We start from the raw sequence: 12,425 nt of genomic DNA, 5'->3' as shown, positions 1-12,425 counted from the left end.
GGCGGGAGGCGCGGCATGATCGCCGAGCTTGTCCCGCTGGTGGTCGTCGCGGGGCCCCTACGGCTGGTGGGGCGTCGTGACCGCGGAGTTCGCCCGGCACCGGTGGTTCCGCCGGAACGCGCGGTCGTTGCGGGGTTCGAGGGCGGGAGGCGCGGCATGATCGCCGAGCTTGTCCCGCTGGTGGTCGTCGCGGGGCCCCTACGGCTGGTGGGGCGTCGTGACCGCGGAGTTCGCCCGATCGCCGAGCCTGTCCCACCCGTGGTCGTCGCGGGGCCCCACGGCAGGTGGCGCGTCGTAGCCGCCGAGTTCGCCCTGCGCCCTCCGGCCCGCCGGAACCCGTGGCAGTCACCGGGCCCGACGGCAGAGGTCTTCCAACGGTGGCCCCCTTCCGACCGGTGGGGTGATCTTGCCCACCGGCCGGGTATCCGGGCCGCACGGCGTTCCGTGGGTCGACGTCGGCTCTGTCCGGTGAGTCCGCCTCGGCCGGGTTCCCCGGGTAGGACCTTCGGTCACGTCTCGGAGGACCGGCCTCGGCCGTGTTCTCCGGGTTCCGCCTCGGCCACGTCTCGCGGGACCGGCCTCGGCCATGTCCCGTGGGTCCGCCCCGGGCACGGAGTGAACCGCCGCCCGCCACTCGCTCTCGCATCGACCGGAGGACCGACTCGGTGATCCGCACCCCGCACCCCCCGACCGTCCTGCTGCTGCGCGCCCTCGGTCTCGGTGATCTCCTGGCCGGCGTGCCCGCGCTGCGCGGAGTGCGGCGGTGTTTCCCGGGCCACCGGATCGTCCTGGCGCAGCCACCGGCCCTGACCGAACTCGCCCTGGCCACCGGCGCGGTCGACGCCGTCTTCCCGGCCGAGGCGGCGGGGCGGGCGGTGCCGTCCCTCGCACACTGGGCCGGACCGCCGCCCGAGGTGGCGATCGACCTGCACGGCAACGGCCCCGAGAGCCGCGACGCGCTCGCCGCCCTGCACCCGGGCCGGCTGCTCGCCCACGCCTGTCCCGACGGGCCGCCGTGGCGCGGCCACGCCCACGAACGGGACCGCTGGTGCGCCTTCCTGGACGGTTACGGCATCCCGGCCGACCCCCTGGACCTGCGGCTGCCCCGCCCCGGTACGCCGTCACCGGCGCCCGGTGCGGTGCTCGTGCACCCGGGAGCGGCCTCGGGTTCGCGCCGCTGGCCACAGGAGCGGTTCGCCGCCGTCGTACGGTGCCTGCGCGCCGCCGGACACCACGTGGTCCTCACCGGTGGCCCGGGGGAGGAGGTCCTGGTGCGCTCGGTCGCCGAGCGCAGCGGGCAGCCGGCCCACGACGTGCTGAGCGGCGGCCTGCCCCTCGGGGAACTGTCCGCGCTGGTGGCCGAGGCCTCCCTCGTGCTCAGCGGCGACACCGGCCTCGCGCATCTCGCGGTCGCCCACGGCACCCGCTCCGTCACCCTGTTCGGGCCCGTCTCCCCCCGCCTGTGGGGACCGCCCCCCAGCCCCGACCACCTGGTCCTGTGGAAGCCCGGCCCGCCCGGCGACCCGCACGGCCGCACCCCCGACGTCCGCCTCCTGCGCATACGCACCGGCGAGGTCGCCGCCGGCTGCCTCACGCTGCTCCGGACGGTACGGGGCCACCCCCGGCAGTTCGGGCCGCAGGCGGCACAGGTCCACTGAGCAGGCCCCGCGCCGCGCCAGGACCTGACGCCCCCGACGGACCGGACAACCGTACGGCCGCCGGCCCGCTCACCCACAACCGTCGCGACGAACGAACTCCCGCGCACCCTCGCCGTGCCGTGGCGCGGCGTGCCGTGCCGTGGCGACCGCTGATCCCCGGTCGTGCAGCGGGGCACTCACTCACCCGGACGGCGGTATGCCGGACGAGTCGTACGCGGGGGACACGGGTGCGCCGACCGAGCCCGCCGTGACCGTGCCGGCGGTTCACCGACGAGTGCGTGGGGCCGTAGGGCCGTAGCCCCATGGTGCGAGGTGCGCCGTGTGAGGTGTGAGGTGTGAGGTGCGCGGTGCGTGGTGCCCTGACGCCGGGCGCCGCGACGGCGGTTGCCGCCCGCACGCACGGTCCCGCGACGCCCGCGACCGCCGGGCGCGGCCGTCCCGTTGCCGGGCAGCCGTCCCGGAGTCCGGGCAGCGGCCCCGGAGCCCGGTCGGACGGGCCGGGCGGCCACGGTCGCCGGTGTGCCCACCGGTGCGGTTGAGCGTCGCCCCCCTGACGTGCATGGTGGTGCAAGGTCACGAAGAGGCCGGTCGAAGTCGTCTGCGATGTCCTGTCTGGGTGATGCCATGAAAGCCCCTCCCGACCGTTCCGGCGCACCGGCACACCTGGTCATCGAGTCCTCCGTGGTCGAGGGACTGCCCGCCGAGGGCGCCCTCCTGCTGCGCATGTCGGGCAACCTCGACGCGCACGGCGCCAAAGCCTGGTCGGCGGAACTGCTCGGGCACCTGCGACGGGCCGACCGCGCCGGACTGCGACCCGTCCTCGACATGGCCCACGTACAGCTGGGCGGCGCCGCCGTGCTGCGCACGCTCAGCGAGACGGCCCGGGCGCGCACCGGGCGGCCGGACCTGATCGTCGTGCGGGCCAGGCCCGGGGTGCGGGAGGCGGTCCACCTCGCCCGCCTGGACGGCGTCCTGCTGTACGCCACCCTCGACGAGGCGCTGCGCGAACTGGCCCGCACCGCGACGCGGGTGGAGGAGCTGCCGGCCTGGCGGTCGCAGATCACCGACCCGCTGCGGCCCTCGTACGAGGATCTGCACAAGGAGGTCCGCGCCCTGCGCGCCCGGCTGCGCACCGCACCGGTGATCGGCATGGCACAGGGAACGCTGATGGTCCGCTACGGCCTGCCGGACTCCGGCAGCGCCTTCCGGGTGCTGCGCGAGGCATCCCAGCGGTTCAACGTGCCGTTGCGCGTCATCGTCTCCGCCGTCGTGGTGGCCCGGCCACCGGACGGCGAGATGTGGTTCCCGGGCCGCCGCTGTCTGCCGGTGCCGCGGCTGCGGCACCTCGGCAGGGGCGGTCGTGACCCGCGCTGCCGCCGGCAGATGGTCGACGCCGTGCTGCACGAGGCGCTGGCCATCGGGCGGGCGCCGGCCGGCTACCTGCGGTTCGTCGATCCTGCAGTCAACGCGCTGGTGCTGGAGACCCACCACGGCTGCGCGGAGACGTTCCTCGACCACCTCATGCGCGGCCGGGACGACGGCACGGCCGACGCGGTGGCCCGGACACGGGCGCGGCGGGTGAGCGTGCCGGACACCTCCACCGACGCCCTGCTCTCCGACGAGTACCGGCGTGCCCTGCTGACCACCGGCACGCACGCCCTGCAGAGCATCCCCGTGCTGAACTCGGCCGGTTCCTGCACCGGCGTGACCACCCTCTTGTGGCCCGACGCCGGCCACCGGCCGACCGGCGCCCAGGCCGCGGCCCTCGGTGAACTGGCCGCCGACACCGCGGCATGGCTGAGCTGGTACCACCGCTCGGTGCTGCTCGACGCCCTCGAACACATCCACCGGACGCTGAGCCGCTCCGCCCTCTGAGGTCGGTTGAGGTCGGTCCGCCGGGTGCCGAGTCGTTCCCTCGCCTGAGTCGGGCCGACGGGTGCTGAGCCCTCCCCTCGCCTGAGTCGGGCCGACGGGTGCTGAGCTGCTCGGCTCTCCTGTGGCCGGTCCGCCGGGTCCCGAGCCGTTCCGCCCCCCGTGGTCGGTCCGCCCGGTGCTCGGCCGCTCCCTCGCACACACGGCCTGTCAGCCCCACCGCCCGTAGGCGGCGGCCGCGGGGCGGTGGTGTGCCCGGACCGGATCCGCCGTGACGTGCCAGGGCACTACCCTCCGGATATGCGTATCTCCGTCTCCTCCGACATGGACGAACCCGTCGCCCGGCTCCTCGTTGCGGAACTGAGGCAGCGCGGCCACGCCGTGCGCGCGCACGGCGCGCTGCGCCCCGGTGCGGACGCGCAGTGGGCGGTGTGCTCGGAGGCCGCCGCCCGGGACGTCGTCGAGGGCCTGGCCGAGCAGGCGGTGGTGTGCTGCTGGACCGGTACCGGCGCGTCCATCGCGGCGAACAAGGTGCCCGGCGTACGCGCCGCTCTGTGCACGGACGCCACCACGGCGGACGGCGCCCGCCGCTGGAACGACGCCAATGTGCTCGCGCTCAGCCTGCGGCTGACCTCGGAGCCGGTGCTGAGGGAGATCCTCGACGCATGGTTCGCCGGCGAGCCGAGCGAGGATCCGGAGGACGTGCGGAACGTGGCCCGCGTCGGCCGACTGGACGCCGCCCGGAACGATTCCTGACGCCGCCCGGAACGCTCCCACGGGCGACCGGCCGGCCACGGGGGCGGAACGGCTCGGCACCCGGCGGACCGGCCTCAGGAGAGCGGAGCGGCTCAGCACCCGTCGGCCCGACTCAGGCGAGGGAACGGCTCGGCGGTCCGGAGCGGGCCGGTGACCCCGGGGCGCGGGCTGGTCCGCCCGCCCGGCCGGGAGCCGAGCGGCCGGACCGACAGTCCGCGGAGGGCTCGGACGGGTGGGGCGGCATCACCCGGGCGGGCCTGGGATTTCAGTGGGCGCCGAGTCCGCCGCCACCGAACGAGCCGCTGGACCCGCGACTCCAGCGCGGGCGGTCCTTGGACTCGCTCGTCCTGGTATCCATGTTGGACAGCTCGTACGGGGTGAGCGGGCGGCCGCCCTTGGGGGTCTGCGGCACCTCCGCCGATTCCCGGTTCTCCCGGATCTCGTGCACGGCCCCCTCCGGTGGCAGCTTCGGCTGCTCTTCGGGACGGGGGCGAGCGGACTCGTGGTACCTGTTGCGGGAGTTCAGCCAGAAGCCGCCGGCGAGCAGCGCCAGGACACCCACGGCCACGACGAACAACACAAGGCTCATCAGGCCGCTCGCTGCGGCCAGCTGCGTCGATGCGGTAGTCATAGAACAGTTCTACCCACCCATAACTGCACGAACCGGACACCTTGGGTGGCCGGATGCGGACGGACCGCGAGCACACACCCTGCCTGTGTGCGAAAGGTCGCCACCCTGCCTGAGTGCGAGGCCGGTGCCCCGCACGTTCCCGCCGGCAGCTCTCGCCCGTCCTCCCGCCGCCATTCCCGTCCGCGGTGGTGTTTGCGGCCTCCCGCCCCGGCTACCCGCACGGGGTGACACCGTCGGCTTCACCGCAGCAGCTCTACCGGTTCCTCGAGGACCGCTTCACGTGTGCCCAGGCGTGCACGGAGTGCGCCCGGGTCTGCGCGGTCCGGGCCAGCCTCGTCGACCCGGACGGCTCGGAGGGCCAGGAGCGCGTGCGCCGGCTGGGCATCATGTGCGCCGAGGTGTGCGACGCCACCTGCCGTGCGCTGTGCGAGGAGAACCAGCAGGACGAGGACGGCATCCGGGTCCGGCTCGAATGGTGCCGCTCGGTCTGCCTCGAAAGCGCCCACGCCTTCGGCGCCTGCCCCGGCGCCGAACCGGCGGCGGCGACGTGCCGGGCCTGCGCCGAGGCGTGCTCGCGCTTCCTGGAGAGCCTCAGCTGACTCGGGGCGCGCACGCCGACCGAAGGTGCTCGGCGCGCCGCGTCGTATCCCGGCCGCGCCGATTCGCCGCAGGCATGCCATTCCCAATTTTTGGAACACGTTCTACCGTGTGCGCCGTCAGGACCGCCCTTGGGGAGCCTGGAGGCGCCGTGCACCTCGATCACACGCCCGAGCAGTTGCGACTGCGCGCCGAGCTGCGCGCCTACTTCGCCCGGCTGGTACCGGACAACGCCTATGCCCGGTACGCCGACCCGGCGGCACGCAAGCGGTTCTACCGCGACACCATCCGCAGACTGGGCGCGGACGGCTGGCTCGGCGTCGGCTGGCCCGAGGAGTACGGCGGGCGCGGCATGACGGCGATGGAGCAGTTCATCTTCTTCGACGAGGCCGCGCAGGCCGGTGTGCCCCTGCCCCTGATGGCCCTGAACACGGTCGGTCCCACGCTCATGCGGTTCGGTACGCACGAGCAGAAGGCGTACTTCCTGCCGCGCGTGCTGTCCGGCGAGATCGACTTCGCGATCGGTTACAGCGAGCCCGGCGCCGGCACCGACCTGGCCGCCCTGACGACCCGGGCCGTCCGCGACGGGGACGAGTACGTCGTCAACGGGCAGAAGGTCTGGACCACCAACGGCGACACCGCGGACTGGGTGTGGCTGGCCGTGCGCACCGACCCCGAGGCGCCACCGCACAAGGGCATCACCATGCTGCTGGTGCCGACCTCCGAACCCGGCTACTCCTGCACGGTCATCAACACCCTGGCCTCGCACGACACCACCGCGAGCTACTACGAGGACATCCGGGTCCCCGTCTCCCGCCGGGTCGGGGAGGAGAACCAGGGCTGGCGGCTGATCACCAACCAGCTCAACCACGAGCGCGTCACCCTCGCCGCGCACGGCACCATGGCCATCCGCGCCCTGCACGACGTGCAGCGCTGGACGCGCGGGACCAAGCTCGCCGACGGCCGCCGGGTGGCCGACCTGCCCTGGGTGCGCCGGCTGCTGGCCCGCACCCACACCCGGCTCGAGGCGATGAAGCTCCTCAACTGGCAGATGGTCTCGGCCGTCGAGGACGGCACGCTCACCCCGCAGGACGCCTCGGCCGTCAAGGTCTACGGCTCCGAGGCCCGCCGCGACGCCTACGCCTGGCTCATGGAGATCGTCGCCGCGGCCGGCCCCCTCAAGGAGGGCTCCGCGGGCGCCGTATTGCACGGTGAACTGGAGCGCGGCTACCGCTCGGCGGTCATCTTCACCTTCGGCGGCGGCAACAACGAGATCCAGCGCGAGATCATCTCGTGGATCGGCCTGGGGATGCCGAGGGTCCGGCGTTAGCTTCTTGCGGCTGCAGGCTTCAGTTGCCGCAGACCGGGGATGGTCGACATCAAGATCACGGACTGTCCTCAGGGCACGCGACCCGGGGTTCACGCCGCTGCTGAGGCGGTGTCACCCCTTGATGCAGGTGTACTGGCCCCCTATGCCGCCTCCTGGCGTGCCCTCGCCACCGCGCTGAACGCCTCCCTCGTCAGGCTGAGCCGCTCCGGCGACAGGAGAACGCCGTGGGCCGGCACCGGCTCGCAGGAACGAGGTCAGGTCTGACCCCGGGCGCGGTCCGGGAAGACGTCCGGCACCACGAGCGAGCAGGTTTCCCCCGGCGCGATGGTCACCGCCCGATCGACGAGCATCACGCGAATCGGGGATTCCGCCGAGTCCGGCACGCTGATCTCCAGCTGCCCGCTCCGGCGGCGTATGCCGACGCCCCAGTGACCGCGATAGTGCACCGTGAACCCGTACTCGGAGAGGGGCGGCAGAGGCACCGGGTCCAGCCACAGGGCGTCCTCACGAGTCTCCAGCCCTGACAGGCCCCGCTGGACCAGGTCGAGGGTCCCGGCCATGGCCCCGAGGTGGATCCCTTCGCCGGTCGTGCCGCCCTGGATGTCGGCGACGTCCGCCTCCAGTGCCTCGTGGACGTACTGCCATGCGTCGGCGCGTCTGGCCCGGGCGAGGACGAAGCCGTGGACGAGTTCGCTGAGGGTGGAGCCGTGGCTGGTGCGCTGGAGGTAGTAGTCCACGGTTCTGCGCCAGACGTCGTCGTCCAGGTCGTACCCGAGACGCCGGAACAGGGCTCCGAGCTCGGCGGGCGAGAACAGGTAGCCGAGCATCAGGACGTCGGCCTGCTTGGACGCCTTGTAACGGTTGGCCGTGTCGCCCTCCGCTTCCAGGATCCGGTCCAGCCTGCGAATGGTGCGGTAGCGCGCACGGTAGGCCTCCCAGTCCAGTTCGACGAGGTCGTCGTAACCCTCGAACTGGCTGATCACGCCCCGGTGGAACGGCACCCGGAGCCGGCGGGAGACCTCCTCCCACTCCTGCAGCTCGTCGACGCCGAGCCGGAGCCGGTCGAGCAGTTCCTCGCGCCGCCACGCGGGCAGCCCTCGCAGGAGTTGCAGGGTGCGGGTGAGAACCCACGCCGCGGTGACGTTGGTGTAGGCGTTGTCGTCCAGTCCCGGCGAGGCGGCACCCGGGTAGCCGTCGTGGTACTCGTCGGGGCCGACGACACCGCGGATGCGGTAGCGGCCGGTCCCGGGGTCGAGGACGGCGAGGTCCGCCCAGAAGCGGGAGATCTGCAGCAGCATCTCCGCGCCCCTGGTGTGCAGGTACTCCGTGTCGCCGGTGGCCTCGCAGTACTGCCAGACGTTGTAGGCGATCGCGGAACCCACGTGGTGCTGGAGGCGGGAGTGGTCGGGCAGCCAGCGGCCCGACGTGGGGTTGAGGTGCCATTCCTGGGACTCCTCACGGCCGTCGCTGCCGCTCTGCCACGGGTACATCGCGCCGGATCGGCCTTTCGCCGTGGCCGCTCCGCAGGCCCGCGCGAGGCGACGATAGCGGTAGTTCAACAGGGACCGGGAGACCTCCGGGAAGTGCAGGTTGAGGTACGGCAGCACAAAGAGCTCGTCCCAGAACACATGGCCCCGGTACGCCTCGCCGTGCAGGCCCCGGGCGGGCACTCCCACGTCCAGGTCCGCCGTGTGGGGTGACAGCGTCTGCAGGACGTGGAAGAGGTGGAAGCGCAGGATGCGGCCGGCTTCGCCGGGCACCTGGATGTCGGCCCGCCGCCACAGCCGTTCCCATGCGGCGCCGTGGGAGTCCAGCAGGGTGGGGAAGTCCGGTGCTGTGGTCACCCGGTCGACGGCTTCGCCGAGCGGGTCGCTGATCGCCGTGTCGCGCGAGGTGTGGAGCGCCACGGTCTTGTCCACGGTGATGGTTCGGCCCGGTGAGAAGGCGACCACCAGACGGTGGACCGCGCGTTGGCGGGCCGGGCGGAGCACTGACGAGGCCGGAGCCCCGTCGGCCATGACCGTCGTCCGGGCGGCGAGGGCGATGGAGATGTCCGACGTGTTGGTCCGGCAGGTCAGACAGACCGTGTGGGGCTCGTGGGCACCGGTGCGCACATGGGTCACATGGTGGCGGTTGAGAGCGCGGTAACGGTGCACGTTGCCGTTGGTCACCTCCCCGTCGATCGAGCTTTCGATCTCGATCTCGCCCGACCAGTCCTCGGCCGTGATGACCGTGCGCAGTGCGGCCAGGTGGGGATCCCCCATGTGCACCAAGCGGATCTGCTCGACGCTGAGTTCACCCCTGTCGTCCATCCGGTGGCGGAAGGACCGGGTGAGCGTGCCGCGGCGCAGATCCAGGGTGTGCCTGTGGTCCAGGAGGGCGTGCGTACTGGGAGAGATCCACGGACCCCACGCTCCCCGGGCGTGGCGCAGACGCAACCGGAGAAGCAGCCAGTTGGGCAGGTTGACCAGATCCTCGTTCACCACACGCCGCCCCGTCACGGTCGACTCCAGGCGGTTGTAGCAGCCGGCCACGTAGGTCGCCGGGTAGTGCACCAGGCCGGCCCGGCGCTCGGGCAGCGCGCCCCGCGTGGCGAAGTATCCGTTGCCGAGGGTGCAGAGGGATTCGCGCAGTCGTTCGGCGGCGGGGTCGTAGCCCGTCCACTCCCACGTCCACTCCGGCATCCGCCACCCTCCCTATCCTCCGGAGGCCCGGAAGCCCACGTACGTGCGGCGAGTGTCAGACCGGCTGGGGAACGACGGCGACCGGGCAGTCCGAGTGGTGCAGGAGGGCGTGGGCGACCCTCCCGAGCTGCAGACCGAAGTGTCCGTGCCGTCGCTGGGCGCCGACGACGATCAGATCGGCCTCGGCCGATGCCTTCAGGAGAGTCCTGTGGGCGGGGCCTTCGAGCGGCTGACGTCGGACGTCGACCTGTGGGTGCGCTCGTACGGCCTCGCGCAGGGCGTCGTCGAGACCTGCGGCCGCCCGCTCCTCGCGCAGCCGGGCGGCGTCGTCCGCGATCAGCATGTGGTCCACCGGCTCCTGCGACGGATTGCGCCAGGCCCGCACGGCCGTCAGGGCGCAACCGCGCACCTCGGCCTCGCGGACGGCGAACCGTACCGCCGCCGCGCTGCCGGTCGGGTCCCCGACGCCCACGACGATGCGGCCGAAGGCTCCCCGGCGGTTCGGTTCCGCGCCGCGGACCACGACGACCGGGCAGCCGGCGCGAGCCGCGACCGCGAGGCTGACGGACCCCAGGAGCATCCCGGCGATCCCGCCTCGCCCGCGTGCGCCCGTGACCAGAGCGAACGCCTCGGGACCCGCCCGCAGCAGCGCGGATACGGCGTCCTCGGCCAGTACCTCGCCCGAGACCTTCACCTCGGGGTCGCGGCGTCGAGCCCGTTCCACGCAGGACGCGACGATGTGCTCGGCCATGACCTCCTCGGCCGGGCGGTCCGTGGTGAAGGACGGCTGGACTCCCTCGTACATCTCCCACAGAGAGGCATGGACGAGGTGAAGAGGCAGCCCGTGCCGTGCCGCCTCGTCCACGGCCCAGTCGACCGCCGTCAGACTGGAGTCCGATCCGTCGACGCCCACCACCAGGGGGAGGTCCATCGCCGTCACCGCCTTTGCCGCCCGGATGCCGAGAGCCCCTGTGAATACGGTCGCACCGCCTGCTCGGCGCCGCGACACGCCACTGCCAGGACTGGTCGGTCACCGGCCGGTTTGCGGTGGGTGCGCTCGCCGTGATGCTGGAGGCAGTGGCCGGGCCAACCCCCTCCGGAACCGTTCAGGGACTCAGGACATGCCAGTCGCCGTTCCACACATCATGAGCGATGTGATGACCGCGCCCGCTGTCGCCGTCGGGTGCGACGCGCGCTTCAAGGAGATCGTGCGGGTCATGGACGAGCGCTGTGTGAGTGCCGTGCCGGTCGTCAGCGGCGAGGGGCGGGTCGTCGGGGTGGTGTCCGAGGCCGACCTGCTGCCCAAGGAGGAGTTCCGGGGTCGTGAGCCGACCCGATTCGAGCGGATCCGACGCCGGTCCGACCTGGCCAAGGCGGAGGGCATGACCGCCGAGGAGGTGATGAGCACGCCCGCTGTCACGGTCCGGCCGGACGACACCCTCGCCCAGGCGGCCCGCCGCATGGCGGTACACCACGTCAAACGGTTGCCCGTGGTCGACGACGCGGACCGGCTGCGTGGCGTCGTCAGCCGTGGGGACCTGCTGAAGGTGTTCCAGCGTCCGGACGAGGACATCGAGGAGGAGGTCCGCCGCACGGTGGTGTCCTACCTGTTCCCCAAGCACGCGCATGCCATCCGCGTGTCCGTGCGGGACGGGATCGTCACGCTCCGCGGGCCCGTCCACGACACTTCGCTCATCTGGGTCGCCGAGCGCCTCGTCCATGGCATGGAGGGCGTGGTGGGCGTCGAGTCCCAGCAGCTTCGCGGGGAGGAGTCCGGCCCGGCCCGCCCCTGCCCGGCCGAGTGACCCCGTGGACGTCGGTGGGCGTCCCGGTTCGTCTCACAGGGCGGGTGAGCCGTGATTCTCTACTGATCGGGCGGCGTGATCCGGCGGCCCGTGAGGCTCGTGGGCCGGATCGACACCCACATCTCGCGCTCGCCACCGGCCCATGGGCTGGTGTGGGCCTGCTGGGCGAGCCTGCGTACGGCCTCGGGCTCGGTCACCACGCCGGCGGGGCCGACCGCGAGCACACTCCAGCCCTGGCTCAGGGCGTCGTCCACGTGGTCGACCTCGAAGGCGACCTCCGTCTCGGCTGCCGCCGCGGCCACGGAGTCGGGCGCGGTTCGGAAGACGATGGCGTCGTCGACGATCTCGTAGTTGACCGGGACGACTGCCGGGCGGCCGTCGGACGCCGACACCGAGACGCGCCCCACGCCGTGCGTGGACAGCAGGGTGCGGCACTCCTCCGGGGCCAGGTCCCGCAGCCGGGGGTGCAGCAGTGCGTGGCCCTGACCGGGTGGAAGATCCGTGCCTCCGCCACGCAGCGCCGCGACCGTGGTGCCCAGGGCGTCGGCCAGCCGGACGAGAGTCGCAAGACTCGGGTTGGCGGGCCGGTCCTCCAGGTAGGCGAGGTAGTCGGGCGACATCACGGCACGGCGCGCCGCTTCCACCAGGCTCAGCCCTTGCCGCCGGCGTTCGGCCGCCACCCGCCGTCCGATGTCGCCGGGATCGGGCGCCCTGGCCGGCCGCGGAGCGGTGAACACGGTCTCCGCCTCGTGTGTGTCCGGCAGGGGCTCACGTGAGGCCACTGGTCGGTCGTGTTCGAGGTGGTGGATGTGGGCGTCGGGACCAGGGAACACGAGTGTCACTTCGTCCGTGTCCGACCAGCGCACCTCGTAGGGGGGAGTTCCGTCCTCGTGATGCAGTCCGACGATTTCGCCGTCGCGCCTGGCGGCGCCGGTCGCCGGACTTTCGACGACGAGTTGATCGCCGAGGTGAGCTCGCATGATCGCCGCCCTCTCCTCAGAATGGTGCTGTATCCAACCTGCCACGCGGGCCACACTGCCGCACGGGGCGGCTGCCCCGTCTCCGCGAGGTGGGTGGCACGTTCCCGGGAGG

10 protein-coding genes are annotated in these 12,425 nt (G+C 72.9%); 6 read left to right on the top strand and 4 right to left on the bottom strand.

Features of this window, described 5'->3' with window-relative positions; all coding sequences use genetic code 11:
- Positions 1-665: 665 nt before the first annotated feature.
- From ABVB68_RS27475 to ABVB68_RS27465, 3 genes are all read left to right on the top strand, one after another.
- Complete coding sequence (locus ABVB68_RS27475; protein WP_353603835.1) at positions 666-1,658, top strand: glycosyltransferase family 9 protein; 993 nt, start codon at positions 666-668, stop codon at positions 1,656-1,658.
- Positions 1,659-2,282: 624 nt separating this feature from the next.
- Positions 2,283-3,533 carry an ANTAR domain-containing protein gene (locus ABVB68_RS27470; protein WP_353603834.1) on the top strand — a complete coding sequence of 417 codons (1,251 nt, stop codon included), beginning with the start codon at positions 2,283-2,285 and terminating at the stop codon, positions 3,531-3,533.
- 297 nt (positions 3,534-3,830) lie between these two features.
- A complete protein-coding gene (locus ABVB68_RS27465) occupies positions 3,831-4,286 on the top strand; it encodes an RpiB/LacA/LacB family sugar-phosphate isomerase (protein ID WP_353603833.1) in 456 nt (151 codons plus the stop codon).
- A gap of 265 nt (positions 4,287-4,551) precedes the next feature.
- Here ABVB68_RS27465 and ABVB68_RS27460 read toward each other — a convergent pair whose 3' ends face one another.
- Positions 4,552-4,917: a DUF6479 family protein gene (locus tag ABVB68_RS27460; RefSeq protein WP_353603832.1), complete on the bottom strand. Its 366-nt coding sequence runs from the start codon at positions 4,915-4,917 to the stop codon at positions 4,552-4,554.
- 224 nt (positions 4,918-5,141) lie between these two features.
- On the opposite strand from ABVB68_RS27460, the gene ABVB68_RS27455 reads away from it, so the two are divergent.
- Positions 5,142-5,516: a four-helix bundle copper-binding protein gene (locus ABVB68_RS27455; RefSeq protein ID WP_353603831.1), complete on the top strand. Its 375-nt coding sequence runs from the start codon at positions 5,142-5,144 to the stop codon at positions 5,514-5,516.
- A gap of 149 nt (positions 5,517-5,665) precedes the next feature.
- Positions 5,666-6,844: an acyl-CoA dehydrogenase family protein gene (locus ABVB68_RS27450; protein ID WP_353603830.1), complete on the top strand. Its 1,179-nt coding sequence runs from the start codon at positions 5,666-5,668 to the stop codon at positions 6,842-6,844.
- Positions 6,845-7,098: 254 nt separating this feature from the next.
- Here ABVB68_RS27450 and ABVB68_RS27445 read toward each other — a convergent pair whose 3' ends face one another.
- Both ABVB68_RS27445 and ABVB68_RS27440 read right to left on the bottom strand, forming a co-directional pair.
- Positions 7,099-9,528 carry a glycoside hydrolase family 65 protein gene (locus ABVB68_RS27445; protein ID WP_353603829.1) on the bottom strand — a complete coding sequence of 810 codons (2,430 nt, stop codon included), beginning with the start codon at positions 9,526-9,528 and terminating at the stop codon, positions 7,099-7,101.
- A gap of 55 nt (positions 9,529-9,583) precedes the next feature.
- Complete coding sequence (locus ABVB68_RS27440; RefSeq protein WP_353603828.1) at positions 9,584-10,459, bottom strand: universal stress protein; 876 nt, start codon at positions 10,457-10,459, stop codon at positions 9,584-9,586.
- 226 nt (positions 10,460-10,685) lie between these two features.
- Here ABVB68_RS27440 and ABVB68_RS27435 point away from each other — a divergent pair, with 226 nt between their 5' ends.
- On the top strand, positions 10,686-11,333 hold the full coding sequence (locus ABVB68_RS27435) for a CBS domain-containing protein (protein ID WP_353603846.1): 648 nt from the start codon (positions 10,686-10,688) through the stop codon (positions 11,331-11,333).
- 59 nt (positions 11,334-11,392) lie between these two features.
- On the opposite strand, the gene ABVB68_RS27430 is transcribed toward ABVB68_RS27435, so the two are convergent.
- Complete coding sequence (locus tag ABVB68_RS27430; protein WP_353603827.1) at positions 11,393-12,313, bottom strand: DUF1918 domain-containing protein; 921 nt, start codon at positions 12,311-12,313, stop codon at positions 11,393-11,395.
- Positions 12,314-12,425 lie beyond the last annotated feature (112 nt).

The organism is Streptomyces sp. NPDC096012, assembly GCF_040426375.1.
Lineage (GTDB): Bacteria > Actinomycetota > Actinomycetes > Streptomycetales > Streptomycetaceae > Streptomyces.
The sequence above is the reverse complement of the archived record's forward strand: the minus strand, read 5'-3'. Positions and strand labels throughout refer to the sequence as shown.

Bases quoted from the DNA above. Each gene is read 5' to 3' on its own strand.
- ABVB68_RS27470 (WP_353603834.1), top strand. From the start codon at position 2,283: ATGAAAGCCCCTCCCGACCGTTCCGGCGCACCGGCACACCTGGTCATC.
- ABVB68_RS27465 (WP_353603833.1), top strand. From the start codon at position 3,831: ATGCGTATCTCCGTCTCCTCCGACATGGACGAACCCGTCGCCCGGCTC.
- ABVB68_RS27460 (WP_353603832.1), bottom strand. From the start codon at position 4,917: ATGACTACCGCATCGACGCAGCTGGCCGCAGCGAGCGGCCTGATGAGC.
- ABVB68_RS27445 (WP_353603829.1), bottom strand. From the start codon at position 9,528: ATGCCGGAGTGGACGTGGGAGTGGACGGGCTACGACCCCGCCGCCGAA.
- ABVB68_RS27440 (WP_353603828.1), bottom strand. From the start codon at position 10,459: ATGGACCTCCCCCTGGTGGTGGGCGTCGACGGATCGGACTCCAGTCTG.
- ABVB68_RS27435 (WP_353603846.1), top strand. From the start codon at position 10,686: ATGACCGCGCCCGCTGTCGCCGTCGGGTGCGACGCGCGCTTCAAGGAG.
- ABVB68_RS27430 (WP_353603827.1), bottom strand. From the start codon at position 12,313: ATGCGAGCTCACCTCGGCGATCAACTCGTCGTCGAAAGTCCGGCGACC.